Raw genomic sequence first — 18,759 nt, forward strand, 5'->3', positions numbered from 1 at the left:
GGTGATTTCAAATGTAATTTGAAATCCAAACTATCATTTTAATGATAATTAACTACTATTTATATAATTTTTATAATACAATAAATCATCGGAAATTTGTACTGTCAAAATCATTAAAACATTCACAATGAATTATCAAAATGAGATTAATATCAATCCTGATTCTCAAATCATAAAAAAGAAAAAATTGCCCGCAGCACTTTGGGCACTAACGATAAGCGCTTTCGGAATCGGAACGACAGAATTTGTTATTGTAGGATTGCTTCCAACCGTTGCCAGTGACCTGAATATTTCCATTCCATCAGCCGGATTGTTGGTAAGCTTATATGCCATTGGAGTTGCTATTGGAGCTCCTATTTTAACGGCTTTAACAGGAAAAGTACCACGAAAAGCTTTATTAATCGCAATCATGTTGCTTTTTGTTATCGGAAATGGGTTAGCTTCTATCGCTCCCGGATTTATCACTTTAATAATGGCGAGAATCTTAACAGGATTTGCTCACGGGGTTTATTTTTCCATCGGATCTACAATTGCAGCTTCTCTAGTTCCTGAGGAAAAAAGAGCAACGGCAATATCCATCATGTTTGCAGGATTAACGATGGCGATTGTAACTGGTGTTCCGCTGGGAACTTTTATCGGGCAACATTTTGGATGGAGAGCCACTTTTATCGGAGTCGCAATTTTAGGAATAATCGGGTTAGTAGCAAGTATTCTTTTGGTTCCGAAAAATTTACAGAAAGGAAAAACGGCATCTTTAAAACAACAATTAAAAGTTTTAACCAACAGACGTCTGATTTTTGCTTTTTTAATGACCGCAATGGGATACGGTGGAACTTTTGTGGTGTTTACGTATTTATCACCTATTTTACAGGAGATTACAGGATTTAAAGAATCAGTCGTAACGATTATTTTATTGATTTACGGAATTGCGATTGCATTAGGAAATTTAATCGGCGGGAAAGTAGCCAACAAAAATCCATTGAAAGTATTACTTTGGATGTTTGCAGCACAAGGATTGGTTTTATTGGCGTTTTATTTCACAGTAAACAGTCCGGTTTTGAGTATCATTACGCTTTTCTTTTTAGGAGCATTATCATTTGCTACCGTTCCCGGATTGCAACTTCTGGTCGTTCAGATCGCAGAAAAAGAATTGCCTGGGACAGAAGATGTAGCTTCAGGAATCAATATTGCAGCTTTTAATATTGGAATTGCTATTGGTTCATACTCAGGAGGTTTGATTGTAACTTCAGCATTAGGAATAGAAAGCACGCCGTGGATCGGAGCTTTATTCCTTCTCGTAACTGTTTTAATTACAATGTATAGCATTCGAATTTCTAAAAATAGATTGAAGTAAATATTTTAATTAAATTATAGAAGACCACTCATTTTAGAGTGGTCTTTTTTGTTTTAAATTTTAAAGGAGAAATCATATTTTAATGAAATTAATTAAAACCAAATATTTCACTTTTAAACTGAATAATTTCCGTTTCTAAAGGGTAAAAAAAGAATTCATTGATACCGATTATTCTGGCGTCCAAAAGATGTCCGGCTAAAGTGGTGTAGTCTTCTCTTTTCAAGGTAGTTTCAAGATGAAATATTGGAGTTCCGTCGATTTCAGAAACAGTTCCAAAGATGTCTGAAAAACTTATCGTTTCTTCAAATTTTATATTGAAATTTTTCATTTTTGAAGGATTAAAAAAGTTCAACGTAATGTCTGATAACATTCCGATCCCTTTTATTTTTCCGTGATTAATTTTTTGATCAAGGGCAAAGTCAGTCAATCCGTCTATAATGTCTGTAAGATTTTTCAACCTTACAACATATGTATTTTCTATTTTCCTCGCAGTCCACAAATTACCTTCAAAAAAATTGACATTCATAATATTAACTGTTTTTGATAGTTTTAATAAAAATTTTTCTATTATCAATCTTTAGGATATCATTAATTCCTTTTTCACGTCTAATACAATCAAAGTTCTCTATCAAAAAATAAAGAAAGAATAATTTTGATCAATAATAACCAAAAATAATACCACACAAGTACCACAAAGTATCGGTTTCGGCGTTTTTAAGGATTAAAATTAAATTTGAAATAACAGAAAAACATTGATTAAGGTCATAAAAAGTCAATAGTAGAATCTGATATATTTGATCATTAACAATTAAAATAAAATCGATTTTAGAAAACTTGATAAAAAACAGTAAAATTAGACGGTCTAATGGTGTCGCGTGGTATGTATGTGGTATTTCAATTCAGGAAAATTTTAATCATTTTTTCTTTCTTTGTCGACAATTATAAATTCTTTGTTTTGATTACTTTTTTAAGAATAATTTCAAACACAAATGTAAATATTAAGAAAATTATATCAAGACAAAAAAAATAGCTTTATTTAAAATTGAATTAAAAAAACATTGTTAATGGACTTCAATTCCTAATTTTTATTAAGATTAACGATTGAAGTACAACTAAAATGAGAAACTAAATTCTGACGCGGAACTTTAAAATCATAAGCACACCGGCAACAGAAAGTACTGTAGAGATGAGAAAATTATTATGAAAAACGAAAAACCTGAGTTCAAACTAGAAGATTTAAATCAAAAATTCTTAGCTCAAGACGAAATCATTGCATTAGCTAAAGAAAATTCGCCCCGTTTGTTAAATAAATTCAGATTGGCATATCCAGATTTTTTTGACAAAATATCTTTGATACAGCCTAATCTCAAAAATTCGGAACTTATTTTTTGTATTTACTTAAAACTTAATCTTACAACTAAAGAAATTGCGACATACACTTATGTCACGCCAAAAGCAATTCAGAACCGAAAAAACAGAATAAGAAAAAAACTGAATATTCCTTCGGAATTAGATATTTATAAATGGTTTAATGATATTTAAACCATTTTTTTAATTAAAATTCAACAATAGCTTTATCTAAATCATGGTAGAATAATACTTTCCAATGGTTTTCTTTGGCTTCTTTCTCCCATTTTTGTCTCAATTCACTTGCTTTTTTGCCATCAAAATCACTTTTGTAGGCAACGTGATATTTTAGATAAGATTCCTGCGGAAGATCATCTGCTCCGTAAAAAACAGTTTCTCCATTTTCTTTGATCCAAAAAACCTGCATGAATGGAGTATGACCGCCAACAACTTCAAAAGAAATCTCTTCATTTATTTGTCCTTGATCATCGTTCATCCAGACGATATTTGGCAGTTTAATAAGCTTTTCTAAGATGCCGAAATCAAAAGAATGATTGCCTTTATTTTCCATTGCAAAATCAAGTTCGCGCTTTTGAATGTAGATTTCTGCATTGGGAAAAGTGGCCTCGTAACCATTTTCTGTGTTCGTTATAATCCCGTCAATATGATCTTTGTGAAGATGCGAAAGCAAAACTTTTGTGATCTGATGATGCGTAATATTTTCCCGTTCAAAAATTTCAGAAATGACAGTTTTTTCTGTTTCATTTTTCCATCCGATACCGGTGTCTAAAAGGATGTAATCATTTTCGGTAATAATTAAAAAAGGCTGAATAGACATTTTTATTCCTCCAACTGTTTCAAAATTTTCTTCTGTTAAAAGCGTAAAGTCTTTAGTTTTACTTGCCGAAAAATTTCCTTCTTTTAGTGGTACGATCTTCATGGTACAAATTTCCTGATTATTTATTAATCTGGAAAACGTTTTTTTTCGATATAAATCATCGGTAAAAGCGATTAATTATGCTAGTAAAATAATACTGTATTGTTGGAAAATCGCAAAGGCGCAAATAAAGTTAGAATACTGTTTTTAAGGCGCAAGGATTTTATCTTCGATAAAAATTCTAGGATATTCATTAAGAAGGCTTCGACTCCGCTTAGCCTGACAACGCTAATACTATTCTCAATATTATCCACTGTCAGGTTGAGCGAAGTCGAAGCCTTTATTGTAAACTATGTTCTAAATTCTTACGAAAAATAATAGTCTACTTTAATTTTCAACGTTTCAAAAAGCATTCACCAGATCATCAATTATTTTCAATTCTTCTGCGCTTAATTTGATATTAATTGCTTCAGCATTTTGAACAGCCTGTTCAGCATTTCTAGCTCCTGCCAAAGCAATCGTAATTCCCGGTCTTTCGATCGTCCAACGTAAAACCAACTGCCCTAAACTTGCGTTATGCGCTTCTCCAATCGGTTTTATTTTATCTAAAAGAACATTTGTTTTTGCTACGAATTCTGGTTGAAAATGAGCAAGATTCGCTCTGTGATCTCCATCCTTGAATTTATAATTAGAATGAATTTTTCCCGTCAACAAACCTCTTTCCAATGGACTGTATGCCAAAATAGATTTGTTATTTTTAATGCAATAAGGAACTGTTTCTGCTTCAATTCCTCGGTTTACCATACTGAACGGAATTTGATTTGAAACCAAATTCAACGTTTTTTCTGCTTCTGCCATTTGTGAAGCGTTGTAGTTACAAACCCCAGCATGACGTACTTTTCCTTGTTCGATCAACTTTGAAACAGCTTCAAAAGTTTCATCAATAGGCGTTGTAGAATCTGGCCAGTGAATTTGATACAAATCAATATAATCTGTTCCTAATCTTTTTAAACTCTGCTCGCATTCATAAATAATGCTTTCTTTTCCTGCATATTTGTAAACGTCGATAGCATCTCCGTTATTCTTGTAGCTGTTCATCGCAAAATCTCCTTTTGCAAGATCCCAACGCATCCCAAATTTAGTTAAAATCTGAACTTTATCTCTTGAAAATCCTTTGATGGCTTCACCCACAATTTCTTCACTGACTCCCTGTCCATAAATCGGAGCCGTATCAATAGAGGTTACCCCAACTTCATACGATGCCTTGATGGCCTCAATCGCTTCGTTTCTGTCTGTGCTTCCCCACATCCAACCTCCTGCAGCCCAAGCTCCAAAAGTGATTGCCGAAACTTCTAAATCGCTGTTCCCTAACTTCCTGTATTCCATGTTTTTATCTAATTATTAATGATGATTAATATTTTTAGCTATAAAGCCTTGATTATTTTCTTTCTGTTTAGACTGAGAAAATTTTTCTTGCATGTTTAGACTGAGAAAATTTTTCTTGCATGTTTAATATCATCAAAAGGATTTTCTTGCAGAATAACAAAAGTATGGTAAATAATTATTCAAATTAGTTTAAATTCCTGTATTCAATAGGAGACATTCCAACTTTTTGTTTGAAAAGTCTTGTAAAATGCTGCGGATATTTAAAACCTAAATTATACGCAATCTGACTAATCGACTGATCAATATCAAAAATTTTATCTTTCGCGACATCAATAACTTTCGTTTGAATATATTCCTGAGGTGAAATTCCTGTTTCTTTTTTAATAAGATCTCCAAAATAATTAGCAGACAAATTGAGTTCTTCCGCACACCAAGCCACAGTAGGTAATCCGACCGTCTGAGGTTTATCAGAAGAGAAATATTCATTTAAAACAGTTTCAAAACGTTCTAAAATTCCTTTGTTGACATTATCTCTTGTGATAAATTGACGGTCGTAGAATCGGGTACAGTAATTCAGAAACAGTTCTAAATTAGAAGCAATTAAAGTTTTGCTGTGTTTATCAATATTTTGTGCTAATTCATCCTGAATTTTCTCAAAACAATCCGTCACAATATGCTTTTCCTTCTCTGAAAGATGTAACGCTTCATTGGATTCATAAGAAAAGAACGAATAATCCTGAATATGCTTTCCTAACAACGTTCCTTTTATAAGATCAGAATGGAAAATCAAAGCCCAGCCTTTCGGTTCAAATTTGGTAACTTTTGGCTGTACACCGATTACCTGTCCGGGTGAGATGAAAACTAAAGTTCCTTCCTGATAATCGTAATAATCACGCCCATATTTTAACTCTCCACACTTTAATTCTTTCAGGAAAACGGCATAAACTCCAAAATTTAAAGTTTGGGCAGGCATGGCTGTCGCTTTAGACATATCAATTATACTAATCAAAGGATTCAAAGTTTCCACTCCTCTTAATTTATTATAAACATCTACACTGTCAATTTTTGCAATCTTTTCCATTCTCTTCGTTTTGATAATACAAATTTACATATTATAAGACGTTGATAATCATCCAAAAACCTCAATCAGTAATTTTGGTAACAAATACAGTAATCTGTATAAAGTTATCGTTGTTTTATCTTCTGAAATTTGCAGAGAGAGAAAATTAGAACTTATATTTTGTAAATCATGAATCTTTTTGCGATTCAAAGCTGCTCATCATTTATCACTTATCATTAATCATTTATAAATAAAAATATGAAAACAAGAACATTAGGAAACCAAGGATTAGAAGTTTCCGAATTAGGATTAGGATGCATGGGATTAACTTTTGGTTACGGCCCTGCAACTGACGAAAAAGAAGCCATTAACTTAATAAGAAATGCATACGATTCAGGAGTGACATTTTTTGACACTGCAGAAGCTTACAGTCAGGGAGGAAACGAATCGTTATTAGGAAAAGCCGTTCAATCATTCCGTGAAAAGGTAGTAATTGCTACAAAATTTGGATTTGAGGGAGGTGATGCTACCAAAGGTTTAGACAGCCGTCCGGAAAGAATCCGTCAGGTTGCAGAAAACTCATTGCGATTTTTACAGACTGATTATATCGATTTATTCTATCAGCACAGAGTTGACCCGAATGTTCCCATCGAAGACGTTGCAGGAACAATTCAGGACTTGATAAAAGAAGGGAAAATCAGACATTGGGGATTATCGGAAGCTGGTGTTGAAACCATTAAAAAAGCACATGCAGTTCAGCCGGTTGCTGCTTTGCAGAGCGAATATTCATTGTTTTTCCGTGAAACTGAAAAAGAGATTATTCCAACTTTGGAAGAACTCGGAATTGGTTTCGTACCATTCAGTCCGCTGGGAAAAGGATTTTTAACCGGAGCTATTAATGATCAGACAAAATTTGATAAGGATGATTTCAGAAACATTGTTCCTAGATTTTCGGAAGAGAATAGAAAAGCGAATCAGGCATTGGTAGATCTTCTTCAAAATATTGCGAAAGAAAAAGAAGCAACTCCTGCACAGATTGCTCTGGCTTGGTTATTAGCTCAAAAACCTTTCATTGCTCCAATTCCTGGAACTACAAAAATTCATCGTTTGCAGGAAAATATTGGGGCAACAAACGTTGAATTAACTCAGGAAGATTTACATCAAATTGAAGAAACCGCTTCAAAAATTACCATTTTAGGTGAAAGATATCCTCAGCATCTTCAAAACAGAGTAGGAAAATAAAAATTTTAAATGAAAAAAGTACTTATCATAGGAGCCACCGGAAGCCTCGCAAAATACGTTGTCGAGGCGGTAAAACCTTTAGAAAATATTGAATTAACCTTATTCGTAAGAAACAAAAACAGACTTTCCAAAGACCTTTCGGATGATTGTGAAATTATAGAAGGAGATGCATTGAATTTCATTGATATCAAAAACGCCGTAAAAGGAAAGGACATTGTTTACATCAACCTCGATGGCGATTTGGAGACAATGACGAACAACATCGTACTGGCTATGCAGGAAGAGAAGGTAAAGAGAATCATTGGGATCAGCTCTATTGGGATTTACAATGTTCCGTTGAGACCTGTTTTGGTTCCTTACAGAAAATTGGCGGATATTATTGAAAATTCAGGATTGAATTACACCATTTTAAGACCCGATTGGTTCACCAATGTAGATGAGGTTGATTACGAAACCACGATTAAAGGCTCACCTGAAATTGGTTCCGCCATTTCAAGAAAAAGCATTGCAGATTTTGTTTCAAAATTGATTAATTATCCGAATTTGTATATCAATGAAAACTTGGGAATTAGTAAACCCAATTAAATCTTTTTGACAATTCAATTTGATATATTTACGTAATGAAAGTTTTTAAAGATTTTGCATCATATAATAGATTCATGGGAATGTCTGAACCTTTGAATGAAGATATTGATGTTGGATATTATGATCCTCCAAATATCATATTGGGATCCGATCCTGTGATGGTTGATTTTTACAGAATATCTATTAAGATTAAATTCAAGCGTAAAGCAACACCTTTTGCAGAGCCCATTACCGCAGTGTTTTTCAATAGTCCAGATCTGGTTATAGCACCGGGTTGGGATGCCGAACCTACGTATACAGGAATGTATCTTCAGCTTTCTAAAAAAGTCATTGATCAAAATAGATTTTTATTTAAAACGTACTTAGATTACGGACAGCATGAAGCGCTGTATTTAACAGAAGAGGAAGTTGATGAAATAAGTGCTGTTTTCAGATTGCTATTTAAATATTATAAAAGCGAAAAAAAGCATTTTGGTGTTTTATTGTCTTATGTGAATGTTTTAATTTCATTGGTAGAAGCTTTTTATAAGAGACAGTTTTCAACCGATCCTAAACAATACAACCGAATTGTGACCGATTTTCAGCAGAGTTTGATAGAGTATTACAATCAGCCCATAAAACAGCTTCCCAATGTTCAGTATTTTGCAGATGCGCTGGGATTAACGGCTAATTATTTAGGAGATATCATTAAACATTATACTCAAAGATCGGCACTTGAAAATATTCACGACTTCATCATTAGAAAAGCAAAAGAATTACTGGAACAAAACGCTGAAATGAATACCACTGAAGTTGCATATGAATTAGGCTTTGAATATCCCAATTACTTTTCGAAGTTCTTTAAAAAACAAGTGGGATTAAGTCCCAAAGAGTATCGTTTACAACGCATTAATAAAGAGTAAACTTATCATAAACGCCTTCACAAGAGGCGTTTTTTGTATCAGTAATTTGTATCTTTTTTATTGGTAATCTGTCTCTGTTAAAAATTTTATTCGTTTCTACATTTGTTCAGTACAAAATAGGATAAAATGAAAAACAGTAATAATGAAAATTCAAGACGGAAATTTATTCAGCAAACAGCAATGGCAGGACTTGGATTAATGTTAGCTCCGAATATATTGTCTGCATCAGTAAATGAGCCCCTTGAAAATAATATGGATAAAAAAGAGGATACAATGACTAAAAGAAAATTGGGTACGTTAGAAGTTTCAGCTTTAGGCGCAGGCTGTATGAGCATTACTGCAAATTATGGGGCAGGGGCAAAAATTGAAGATGGCATAAAAACGATTCGTACAGCTTATGAAAATGGAGTAACCTTTTTTGACACAGCCGAAGTTTATGGATTACATGCCAACGAAAAACTGGTAGGTAAAGCTTTATTACCCATGAGAAACAAAGTTTCTATTGCTACAAAATTTGGCTTTGACCTCGAAAAAGGCGGATTAAACAGTCGTCCTGAACATATTAAAAAAGTAGTTGAAGAATCTTTGATCCGTTTAAAAACCGACCGCATAGATCTTTTATATCAGCATAGAGTTGACCCGAATGTGCCAATTGAAGAGGTAGCCGGAGCAGTAAAAGATTTGATTAGAGAAGGAAAAGTGTTGCATTTTGGTTTGTCGGAAGCTAAGGTATCAACCATTCGCAGAGCACATACAGTTCAGCCGATTTCGGCTATTCAAACCGAATATTCTTTTATGGAAAGAACTGTTGAAAAAAACGGAGTTTTAGCCATTTGTGAAGAACTGGGAATTGGTTTTGTTCCTTGGGGACCTGTTGGAATGGGTTATTTAACTGGAAAATTAAATGCTCAAAGTCATTTCGACGAAAAGCTGGATTTACGCAAAACTTTCGACCGTTTTAGTCCTGAAAACTTAGCATTGAATATGCCTATCGTTAATTTGCTTAATGATTTTGCATCCAGGAAAAATGCGACTGCTTCACAAATCGCTTTAGCTTGGTTGCTTGCTCAAAAACCATTTATTATTCCTATTCCGGGAACAAGAAACATCCCTCATTTAAATGAAAATTTGGGAGCATTACATATTCAACTCACCAATGCTGACTTGCAGGAATTAGAAACAGAATATTTAAAACTAAAAGTATACGGTGGCAGAATGAATGCAATGCAAATGGCAATTTGTGAGTAGTTATTAAAAATATTTAAATAAAATCAAAAATGAATCAAACGAAAAAAGTACTGTTAATCAATACCCATTTAACATATCCTAATTGGTCAGAAGGCCTTTTAAATGATGCTTTCAATCAAAAAGCAAAAGAATTTTTCACATCAAAAGGTTTTGAAATTGTAGAAACAAAAGTTGAGAACGGTTATAATGCAGACGAAGAAGTAGAAAAACATTTACAAGCAGATATTATTATCTTGCAAACACCCATCAATTGGTTCGGCGCTCCCTGGATTTACAAAAAATATGTAGATGAGGTTTTCAATAGTGGATTGTATAGCGCAAAATTCCTTTCTGGCGATGGTAGAACCAGGGAAGACCCAACAAAACAATATGGAACAGGTGGAAAAATGCAGGGTAAAAAGTTTATGGTCTGTAGCACTTGGAACGCTCCGTCAGTGAACTTCAATGATGTTAATCAACAGCTATTTCAAGGAATAAGTACGCAGGATTATTTATTGCACATTACCAGCAATTACCGTTTCTGTGGGGTTGAGGTTGTTCCGGATTATAATTGTTTTGATATTTTCAAAGATGGAGATATTGCTAAAGATTTGGAGAATTATCCTGCACATTTAGTCAAGGTTTTTGGAATTTAAAGATGATCAACTTTTGAAAAGCTGAGGTATTTTAAACTCTTGATAATCAAACCGTAATAAGACCTTGCAATCATAAAATTGCGAGGTTTTTTATTGTTTTTTTAATTTTACTGAAGACATTTCACTTTTAATTTTCTCGCGGTGCTGCATTCCCCATCTTGTCATAGCTCCAACCAATTCTTCCAGCGTTTGACTGTAGGGTAGTAGCTCATATTCAATACTTACGGGATAGCCAACTTCTACTTTTTTAATGATAAATCCGTTAAGCTCCAATTCTTTAAGCTCGCTTGAAAGAACTCTTGCTGAAATTCCGCTTACCTGTCTCTGAATTTCGGTAAAACGTTTGTTTCCTCTCGCCATTGCAATGATGATCATTAGTTTCCATTTGCCACCAATTACATATAATGCATCCGAAACTGCCATTAAAACAGTGTTACATTCTTCTGTAAACGCTTTGCTATCTATTTGATTTTCTTGCGATTCTTTCATAAGTTAGATTTATATTAGCAACTAACCTTTTAGTAACTACTAATAAAATGTAAGCAAATATAATATAATTTTGTCATGTAATAATTACAAAAAATATTAATTAAAACAATAAAATTATGACATTAGAAATTGTAAAAATCAAAGAAGAATTAAGAAACCTGATCGATGATTATGCTTATTTAGGTGACGAGAAAAAGATATCGAAAGTGATGGATTTATTTACACCTGATCTTTCATACAATGTTTATATGAATGGAAATTTAGTATCCAGTGTTTCTGGAAGAGAAAATATGGAAAGTGATTTTAACACTCATGCATCGCAGGTAAAAACTTATTTTACTTTAAACGGACAACACACAGTGAAAATCAACGCTGATACTGCTACAGGTATTTCTTTTTCACAAATAAAAATGATCAGAGAAGTCGAAGGAAAAGATGTTTTAACAGATTACAGTGTAAAATATGACGACCAATATGTATATCTAAACGGAAAATGGCTGATAAAGGAACGTATTGCTTATTTCATAATTCTGGAATCGAGATCCATTTCTTAAAAGTATTAATTTTTTCAAACCTATTTTATAAATAATGGAGAGCTCAATGCTCTCTTTTTTTATGATTAAAAATCAGGAAATTTCTAATAATTGTAATTATATAATACAATTTTCTGTTCCTACAATTTTTTAAAATCAGAAAACTTCCTGAAATTTGCAGCAAGTAAAAATGAAGACATAATGAAGATAATAGATGTAGAAAACTGGAACAGAAAAGAACATTTCGAATTTTTCTCAAGAATGACAAGTCCATATTTTGGATTTACAACTGAGGTAGATTGTACAAAAGCATTTCAAAAAGCTAAAGATGAGGGACATTCCTTTTTTGCCTCATACCTGCACAAATCAATGGTTGCCGTAAATTCTGTATATGAATTAAGATTAAGAATCCTCGATGGTAAAGTTGTAGAATTTGATGATATTCATGCCGGAACAACGATTGGCAGAGCAGACGGGACTTTTGGTTTTGCGTTCATCCATTTTTCTAAAGATTTTAATGTCTTTAATGAAGAATTACAAAGCGAAATAGAAGGAGTACAAAATACAACAGGAATCAGAATGAATAACGGAGAATTGGGCAAAGATTTAATCAGACATTCCACCATTCCATGGAATTCTTTCAGCGCTTTACTTCATCCGACTCCTTTAGATAAAACGGAATCTGTACCAAAAATTACTTTCGGAAAATTCAGTATTCGTGATGTTAAAAAATTCTTGCCTGTTTCTATTGAAGCACATCACGGTTTAGCAGACGGAATTCATATTGCAAGATATTTGGAAGAGTTCCAAAGACAGCTTGATATATAAACTGAAGAAAAAAATTAACCACAAAAGTCACAAAAGACCAATCTTGAAGTTAAAGATTTTAAAGTTCACAAAATGAAAATCAAAGATTTTTAAAAGCTTTTGTGTTCTTCTTTTTTAGCATTATTTTAAACTAAAAAATATATAAAGCTTTTATAACTTTTGTGGTTAATATACACAACAAAGATAACTTCCATCATCCATCTTCATACTTCCAACCTAAAACCTACCAATTACTCAACCCATTTTCCAACGCTTTTTCGTAATTTTCTTCATCAAAAGAATACAAATCAGGAGATTTATGAGCGCCTCCGCGTCTTTGTTCTTCCAATTTATTTAAAATTCCAAGATTTTTTATTTTTCTGTAAAAATTTCCACGGTTTAGTTCTTTCCCTAAAATCGCTTCATATAATTTCTGCAATTCAGAAAGAGTAAATTTTTCAGGTAAAAGATTATATCCGATAGGCTTTGTTGAGATTTTTTCGCGTAAAGTCATTAATGCTTTTTCTACGATCTCACGGTGATCCATCGCCAATTCAATTTCTGATAATTGACTTAAATAAATCCACTCAACCTTCTCACTAAATTCATCAGGAATAGGATTCAACTTTGTAGGATTGTACAAGGCGTAATATCCAATAGAGATAAATCTTTGTTTGTGAAAAAGCGTTTCATCAAAATCTTCAAAATAAAATTCGCTTCTGTTTTTCTTTCCAAAAACCCCGAACTCTTCAAGATAAACGCCCGTTACACCGGCTCTGTCTCTTAAAATTCTTTCCACAGCTTCATCCAGATCTTCATCTTTTCTCACATAACCTCCCGGCAGCAGCCATTGTTTTCGGTAATTCATTTTGATCAGTAAAACCTTTAACTCGTTCTGTTCAAACCCAAAAATCACAGGATCTGCGGATATATGAGGAAGAAAAAGTTCTCTGGCTTCGTTTGATTTATCTAAAAGTTGCTGTTTGGAATCCATTTGTATTGTATGAAAAAACGTAATATCACAAATTTAGTAATAAAAATTTTGAGACAACCCCGAAAACGCATTCTTGAAGCAAATTTTGGGGAAAATTTAAGACTTCACTAATCATTGTTTCACTAAGAATCAATGAAATCATGCAAGTAAAAATACACTTATTTAATTAAATATCAGTTAGTTAAAGTCGATATTAAATTTTCTTAATATTTTTTTGGTAAATCGAATCAGAAAATGTAGTATTGTAATGCTTCGTAATGAAGCAATAAGAAAACAACACTAAGAAAATGAAAATTACTTCGAAAATACTCTTCCCTGAGAGTATCCATTCTTCAGTACAAGTAGATCTCTGATCAACTATAATAGCTGAATGAAAATAGATGTTACAAAGCATCATTATTCTCATTCTTAGGCAGATGTAGATGAATAAAGTGGCTGTATTAGTTTAAAAAATCCGGTACTGATTTTTAATGATTGCAAAATCCATTCAAATAAAATTTGAGTGCAGGATATTTCTATGTTTTAAATATTTGAATGAAAATAATTTAAAATACTGAAATTCAAATATTTAAAAGATAAAAAAGAAACTAACAGAAGAAATTATAGAAACTAAACAATGAGAAAATCAACATTAAAAATTTCAGCACTGGGCATTGCTCTTTTCTGTTCAAACCTTACTTTTGCGCAGAAAGATAACATTACCGTACAGGATTCTGTGAAATTGCAGGAAAAAATAAAAACCAGCAATTCAAAAGAAGATAATAACAGAAACGTAATGCTGAATGCCGCTAACAACACCAGCCCGAGAGACGTAAATATCGGACTTCCATCCACAGTCGGCGGAATTACCATCCTTGAAAACGACCTTCCCGCAGTCTATTTTTTCTGGCCAGAACTTCCCAATAAAACATGGAGACAAAGTGTAGGTCTGGAGAAAACTGGACTGCTGAAAATGGATCAGCTGGCTAATACCATGGGGGATCTTGGTTTTGCCGTTAATTCTTATTCTCAGACAGGAACAAAGGATTTTAAACTGAAAGGAAAATTCACCACAAGTACTTTCGGATGGCTTCAGGGAGATGTAAATGCCTCAGGACCCATTTCTAAAAACGGCTGGACCTATACCGTGGGGGCTTTTGCAAACTATGATCCAAGCACTTTCAAACTTGGTTTTGCAAGAAATGTAGACGAGACGAAAATCTTCAGAGCAGGGGTTACGAAATATTTTAATAATGATAAAGGAAAGATCTCAATTCTATATAAATATGCAGATTCTTATAATGTAGGAAACTACGCAGTTTTTCAGTATGGGGAAAACGGAAAAGTGACTGAGCTTGACAATTTCAGGATCGGAAGAGATTCGTATGTTGTAAACGACGGAAAAATCAAAATGAAAGATATTCTGTCTGGAGAAACATATTGGGCAAACATGGCCGGAAACGACAACAGAAATACGTCTCACAACATCGATATTTTAGGGAATTACATGCTAAATAATGGCTGGAATTTCAAATTCTCAACAAGAGCCCACTTTGCCACTGCAAAATCATCCAATATTATTCCTTTAAGTATTTTCAATGCGGATCCATCTGCGGGTTATACGATAGCTTCTACGGGACAGTCATATTCCGGAGCTGTTGGTACCCAGCTGGCAATGCACACGCCGGCAACTCCGATCACCAATATTGCAGGAAGATTTTCATTAAATAAACAAGTAGGAAATCACAACGTAACGGTGGGAATTTTAGAACAATATTATAACATTGATAAATTCACATCCAACAGATCTTTCTTTTTTCAGACTGTTGAGCCACAGCCACAAAGACTGATTGGGCCAGCAACTGATGCAGATGGCTTTTATAACTATAATGCAGGAGGTGAATTTCACAGCGGAACCGAAAATAAACTTTCAGTATATGCAACCGATGAGTGGAAAGTATCAGACAACTTTAATCTGAGCTATGGCTTACATTTGAAAAATCATATCATAGACGGAGAATATTCTTTAACTCCGAGAACAGTAGGCTTCAATTTTACAGATCCAAGCCAGTTTAATCATATCAGTCAAAGCTTTTTCCAGATTAATGGTAGCTTAAATGCAACCTATAATATCAGCAAAAATTTCGGAGTAATTGCCAATTTACTGTATACGGAAGAAAACAGAAGACTGGAAAGTTATTCTCAGGCTTTTGAGCCCAATACAAACAAAATTAAAAGCCCACTCGGAGCATTGGGAGTTTTCTGGAACACAGATTACATTCAGTTGATTTCTCAGGCTACTTACCTTAAAAAGAATAATAACCTTAACCGATATAATTTAGTTAATCCAGCCAATACGACACAGGCTCAGAACGTTACTGTTTACTATGATATCCAGACAATCGGATGGACGACAGATTTTGTGTTAAAACCATTTAAAGGATTTAATCTTCATTATCTGATTACATTACAGAATCCTGTATATAAGAAGTTCAATTTCAACGCATTCGGAACAGATTACGATTACAACGACAACAATGTTTTGGGAGTCGCTAAAGTTTTAATGGAAATCGACCCTAGTTATACCGTTGACAAATGGAGATTCTGGGCGAGCTTCAGATATTTCTCAAAACAGTATGCCAACCTTACCAACGCCTTATACTTCGCTCCAAGATGGGAAACTTTCGGTGGGGTAAGTTATACGGTTAACAAAAATATCAACCTTGGCGCAACAGTGATCAACTTCCTGAACCAAAGGGGAGCAAGTGGTACCATCAACGGTGCTGAATTAATTACAGATGCCAGTCCATATTACGGAAAACTATTGACAGGAACATACATTATGCCGCTGACAGGACAGTTTTCAGTAAGCTTTAATTTTTAACAGGAAGAACAATGAAAAAGACAGTTTTAAGTATTGCAGTTTTGTGTTTGGGAATCTCGGTTTCTGCACAAAATATTCATCAGATAAAAAACAACAGCGGACCCGTTTTAGGATATTCCGAAGAATCGGGAGTGAAAATTCTTGAAGTTGCAGGAAAGAAATTTAAGGATTTAAATAAAAACGGAAAACTCGACAAGTATGAAGACTGGCGTTTGTCTGTAGAAGAAAGAGCAAAAGATCTGGCTTCCAAAATGTCTGTTGAACAGATCGCCGGCTTGATGCTTTACAGTGCTCACCAGGCAGTTCCGGCTCCGTCTGAAGGTTTCAGAGCGGGAAAATACAATGGCAAGTTTTTCAGCGAAAGCGGTGCCAATCCATGGGATCTTACCGATCAGCAAAAGAAATTTTTAAAAGATGACAATCTTCGCCATGTTCTGGTAACCACTTTACAGTCACCGGAAGTCGCTGCAAAATGGAATAACAATTTACAGTCTTATATTGAAGGTCTGGGACTTGGAATTCCATCCAATAACAGTACTGATCCGAGGCATTCTGCTTCTGTTACTGCTGAATTTAATGAAGGGGCAGGCGGGCAAATTTCTCTTTGGCCGGATGGATTGGCCATGGGAGCTACTTTTGATCCTGAACTGGTCAGAAAATTCGGAAATATTGCTGCCCAGGAATACCGGGCGTTGGGAATTTCTACCGCCTTATCTCCGCAAATCGATTTAGGGACAGAACCTCGCTGGTACAGAATTGCTTACGTTTTCAGCGAAAGCCCTGAATTGACTACTGATTTAGCAAGAGGTTATATCGATGGTTTCCAGACTTCTTTTGGAAAAGATGTGATTAAAAATGGCTGGGGTTACAAAAGCGTTAATGCAATGGTAAAACACTGGCCGGGTGGTGGTCCTGAAGAAGGAGGTCGTGACGGTCACTGGGCCATGGGAAAATATGCCGTTTATCCGGGAAATAATTTCCAAAATCATGTGAAACCCTTTACAGAAGGAGCTTTTAAATTAAATGGCGGAACCAAAGAAGCATCTGCAGTAATGCCTTACTATACAATCAGCTTTAACCAGGATACCAAGAACGGTGAAAATGTAGGAAATGGATTCAGCAAATATTTAATTACTGATCTTTTAAGAGGAAAATATGGCTATGACGGAGTTGTATGTACCGACTGGCTGATTACTGCTGAAGAAGGAAAAACTCCAGGAACTTTTGCGGGAAAGCCCTGGGGTGTTGAAAAACTGTCAATTGCAGAGCGTCATTACAAAGTACTGGAAGCCGGAGTTGATCAGTTTGGAGGAAATAATGATAAAGGACCTGTTCTGGAAGCCTATCAAATGGGCGTAAAAGAACATGGTGAAAAATATATGCGTACACGCTTCGAGCAATCGGCTGTTCGTCTGTTAAAGAATATTTTTAGAACCGGATTATTTGAAAATCCTTATGTAAACGTGGAAGAAACCAAAAAGATCGTAGGAAATCCTGAGTTTATGAAAGCGGGATACGATGCACAGGTAAAATCTATCGTTATGCTTAAAAATAAAGCGCAGGTTTTACCGATTAAAGAACGCAAAACGGTATACATTCCGAAGAGATATTCTCCCGCAACATTCAATTGGTGGGGAGTGTACACGGCTCCGTCTTTAGATTATCCTGTTGACTTAGATTTTGTTAAAAAACACTACAACGTTACAGATGATCCGACCAAAGCAGATTTTGCCATCGTATTTGTTCAAAGTCCGCACAGTGAAGAAGGAGGCTACAGCGATGTTGACGTAAAAGATGGCGGAAACGGATACCTTCCGATTTCTCTTCAATATCAAACCTATACGGCAACAGATGCCCGTGAAAAAAGTATTGCGGCAGGAGATGCGGTGGTGGCACCAACGGTTAAAGACAGAACGTTCAGGAATAAGACAAGTACCGCCACAAATTTCACTGATTTACTGAATATTGAAAATACTTATAAAGCAATGAACGGAAAACCGGTCATTGTTTCTGTGACCGCTTCAAAGCCAATGATTTTCTCTGAATTTGAAAAACATTCTGACGGTATTTTAGTGAATTTCAATGTTTCCAATCAGGCTGTAGTAGATATTATCGCAGGAAAATATGAGCCATCGGGATTATTGCCACTTCAGATGCCTGCCGATATGAAAACAGTGGAAACTCAGAAAGAAGATGTTCCGTTTGATATGATTCCTTACAAAGATTCGGAAGGTCATGCCTATGACTTCGGGTATGGGCTGAACTGGTCAGGGATTATTAAAGATGCCAGAACACAGAAATACGTGAAATAATTCAATAAAAATTAAACCACAAAAGAATATAAGAATTTAAAATGTCGAAAGTACTAAAGTTCACATAAGAAGAAAATCAAAGGTTTTCAAAAAACTTAAGTGTACTTATCAACAGCATGACTTTT

Annotated in this window: 17 protein-coding genes; 11 read left to right on the plus strand and 6 right to left on the minus strand. The window is 34.5% G+C overall.

Annotation, left to right across the window (positions count from 1 at the left end; genetic code table 11):
- Positions 1-127 precede the first annotated feature (127 nt).
- The gene (locus tag SB689_RS02330) at positions 128-1,354 is read left to right on the plus strand and encodes an MFS transporter (RefSeq protein WP_410690518.1); all 1,227 of its coding nucleotides are present in this window, start codon (positions 128-130) and stop codon (positions 1,352-1,354) included.
- Between the two features lie 88 nt (positions 1,355-1,442).
- On the opposite strand, the gene SB689_RS02335 is transcribed toward SB689_RS02330, so the two are convergent.
- The gene (locus SB689_RS02335; RefSeq protein WP_410690519.1) at positions 1,443-1,880 is read right to left on the minus strand and encodes a PPC domain-containing DNA-binding protein; all 438 of its coding nucleotides are present in this window, start codon (positions 1,878-1,880) and stop codon (positions 1,443-1,445) included.
- A gap of 674 nt (positions 1,881-2,554) precedes the next feature.
- On the opposite strand from SB689_RS02335, the gene SB689_RS02340 reads away from it, so the two are divergent.
- Entirely contained in the window at positions 2,555-2,896 is a 342-nt protein-coding gene (locus tag SB689_RS02340; protein ID WP_410690520.1) for a helix-turn-helix transcriptional regulator, read from the plus strand.
- Positions 2,897-2,909: 13 nt separating this feature from the next.
- On the opposite strand, the gene SB689_RS02345 is transcribed toward SB689_RS02340, so the two are convergent.
- The 3 genes from SB689_RS02345 to SB689_RS02355 all read right to left on the minus strand — a co-directional run bounded on the left by SB689_RS02345 (position 2,910) and on the right by SB689_RS02355 (position 6,045).
- Entirely contained in the window at positions 2,910-3,641 is a 732-nt protein-coding gene (locus tag SB689_RS02345; protein WP_410690521.1) for an MBL fold metallo-hydrolase, read from the minus strand.
- Between the two features lie 339 nt (positions 3,642-3,980).
- Entirely contained in the window at positions 3,981-4,964 is a 984-nt protein-coding gene (locus SB689_RS02350) for an aldo/keto reductase (RefSeq protein ID WP_410690522.1), read from the minus strand.
- 184 nt (positions 4,965-5,148) lie between these two features.
- Positions 5,149-6,045, minus strand: coding sequence for a helix-turn-helix domain-containing protein (locus SB689_RS02355; RefSeq protein ID WP_410690524.1), 897 nt, complete (start codon positions 6,043-6,045; stop codon positions 5,149-5,151).
- A gap of 237 nt (positions 6,046-6,282) precedes the next feature.
- On the opposite strand from SB689_RS02355, the gene SB689_RS02360 reads away from it, so the two are divergent.
- The 5 genes from SB689_RS02360 to SB689_RS02380 all read left to right on the plus strand — a co-directional run bounded on the left by SB689_RS02360 (position 6,283) and on the right by SB689_RS02380 (position 10,636).
- Positions 6,283-7,266, plus strand: a complete 984-nt coding sequence (locus SB689_RS02360) for an aldo/keto reductase (RefSeq protein ID WP_410690525.1) — start codon at positions 6,283-6,285, stop codon at positions 7,264-7,266.
- A gap of 9 nt (positions 7,267-7,275) precedes the next feature.
- Complete coding sequence (locus tag SB689_RS02365) at positions 7,276-7,851, plus strand: NAD(P)H-binding protein (protein WP_410690526.1); 576 nt, start codon at positions 7,276-7,278, stop codon at positions 7,849-7,851.
- A gap of 35 nt (positions 7,852-7,886) precedes the next feature.
- A complete protein-coding gene (locus SB689_RS02370) occupies positions 7,887-8,753 on the plus strand; it encodes a helix-turn-helix domain-containing protein (RefSeq protein WP_410690527.1) in 867 nt (288 codons plus the stop codon).
- 126 nt (positions 8,754-8,879) lie between these two features.
- Complete coding sequence (locus tag SB689_RS02375; RefSeq protein ID WP_410690529.1) at positions 8,880-10,001, plus strand: aldo/keto reductase; 1,122 nt, start codon at positions 8,880-8,882, stop codon at positions 9,999-10,001.
- A gap of 29 nt (positions 10,002-10,030) precedes the next feature.
- Entirely contained in the window at positions 10,031-10,636 is a 606-nt protein-coding gene (locus SB689_RS02380; protein ID WP_410690530.1) for an NAD(P)H-dependent oxidoreductase, read from the plus strand.
- Between the two features lie 90 nt (positions 10,637-10,726).
- Here the strand turns inward: SB689_RS02380 and SB689_RS02385 are convergent, their stop codons facing one another.
- Entirely contained in the window at positions 10,727-11,125 is a 399-nt protein-coding gene (locus SB689_RS02385) for a winged helix-turn-helix transcriptional regulator (protein ID WP_410690532.1), read from the minus strand.
- A gap of 116 nt (positions 11,126-11,241) precedes the next feature.
- On the opposite strand from SB689_RS02385, the gene SB689_RS02390 reads away from it, so the two are divergent.
- Both SB689_RS02390 and SB689_RS02395 read left to right on the plus strand, forming a co-directional pair.
- Entirely contained in the window at positions 11,242-11,679 is a 438-nt protein-coding gene (locus SB689_RS02390) for a nuclear transport factor 2 family protein (RefSeq protein WP_410690533.1), read from the plus strand.
- Positions 11,680-11,859: 180 nt separating this feature from the next.
- Positions 11,860-12,486: a CatA-like O-acetyltransferase gene (locus SB689_RS02395; protein WP_410690535.1), complete on the plus strand. Its 627-nt coding sequence runs from the start codon at positions 11,860-11,862 to the stop codon at positions 12,484-12,486.
- A 223-nt stretch (positions 12,487-12,709) separates the two neighbouring features.
- Here the strand turns inward: SB689_RS02395 and SB689_RS02400 are convergent, their stop codons facing one another.
- Positions 12,710-13,459 (minus strand): NUDIX hydrolase, encoded by a 750-nt coding sequence (locus SB689_RS02400; protein ID WP_410690536.1) that lies wholly within the window; start codon positions 13,457-13,459, stop codon positions 12,710-12,712.
- Positions 13,460-14,075: 616 nt separating this feature from the next.
- Between SB689_RS02400 and SB689_RS02405 the strand changes: the two genes are divergently transcribed.
- Together SB689_RS02405 and SB689_RS02410 are read left to right on the plus strand one after the other, a co-directional pair.
- Entirely contained in the window at positions 14,076-16,322 is a 2,247-nt protein-coding gene (locus SB689_RS02405; protein ID WP_410690538.1) for a TonB-dependent receptor, read from the plus strand.
- An 11-nt stretch (positions 16,323-16,333) separates the two neighbouring features.
- The gene (locus SB689_RS02410; protein ID WP_410690539.1) at positions 16,334-18,634 is read left to right on the plus strand and encodes a glycoside hydrolase family 3 N-terminal domain-containing protein; all 2,301 of its coding nucleotides are present in this window, start codon (positions 16,334-16,336) and stop codon (positions 18,632-18,634) included.
- Positions 18,635-18,759 lie beyond the last annotated feature (125 nt).

Origin of the sequence: Chryseobacterium sp. SIMBA_038, from assembly GCF_046535115.1 — a bacterium.
In the GTDB taxonomy this organism is placed as follows: domain Bacteria; phylum Bacteroidota; class Bacteroidia; order Flavobacteriales; family Weeksellaceae; genus Chryseobacterium.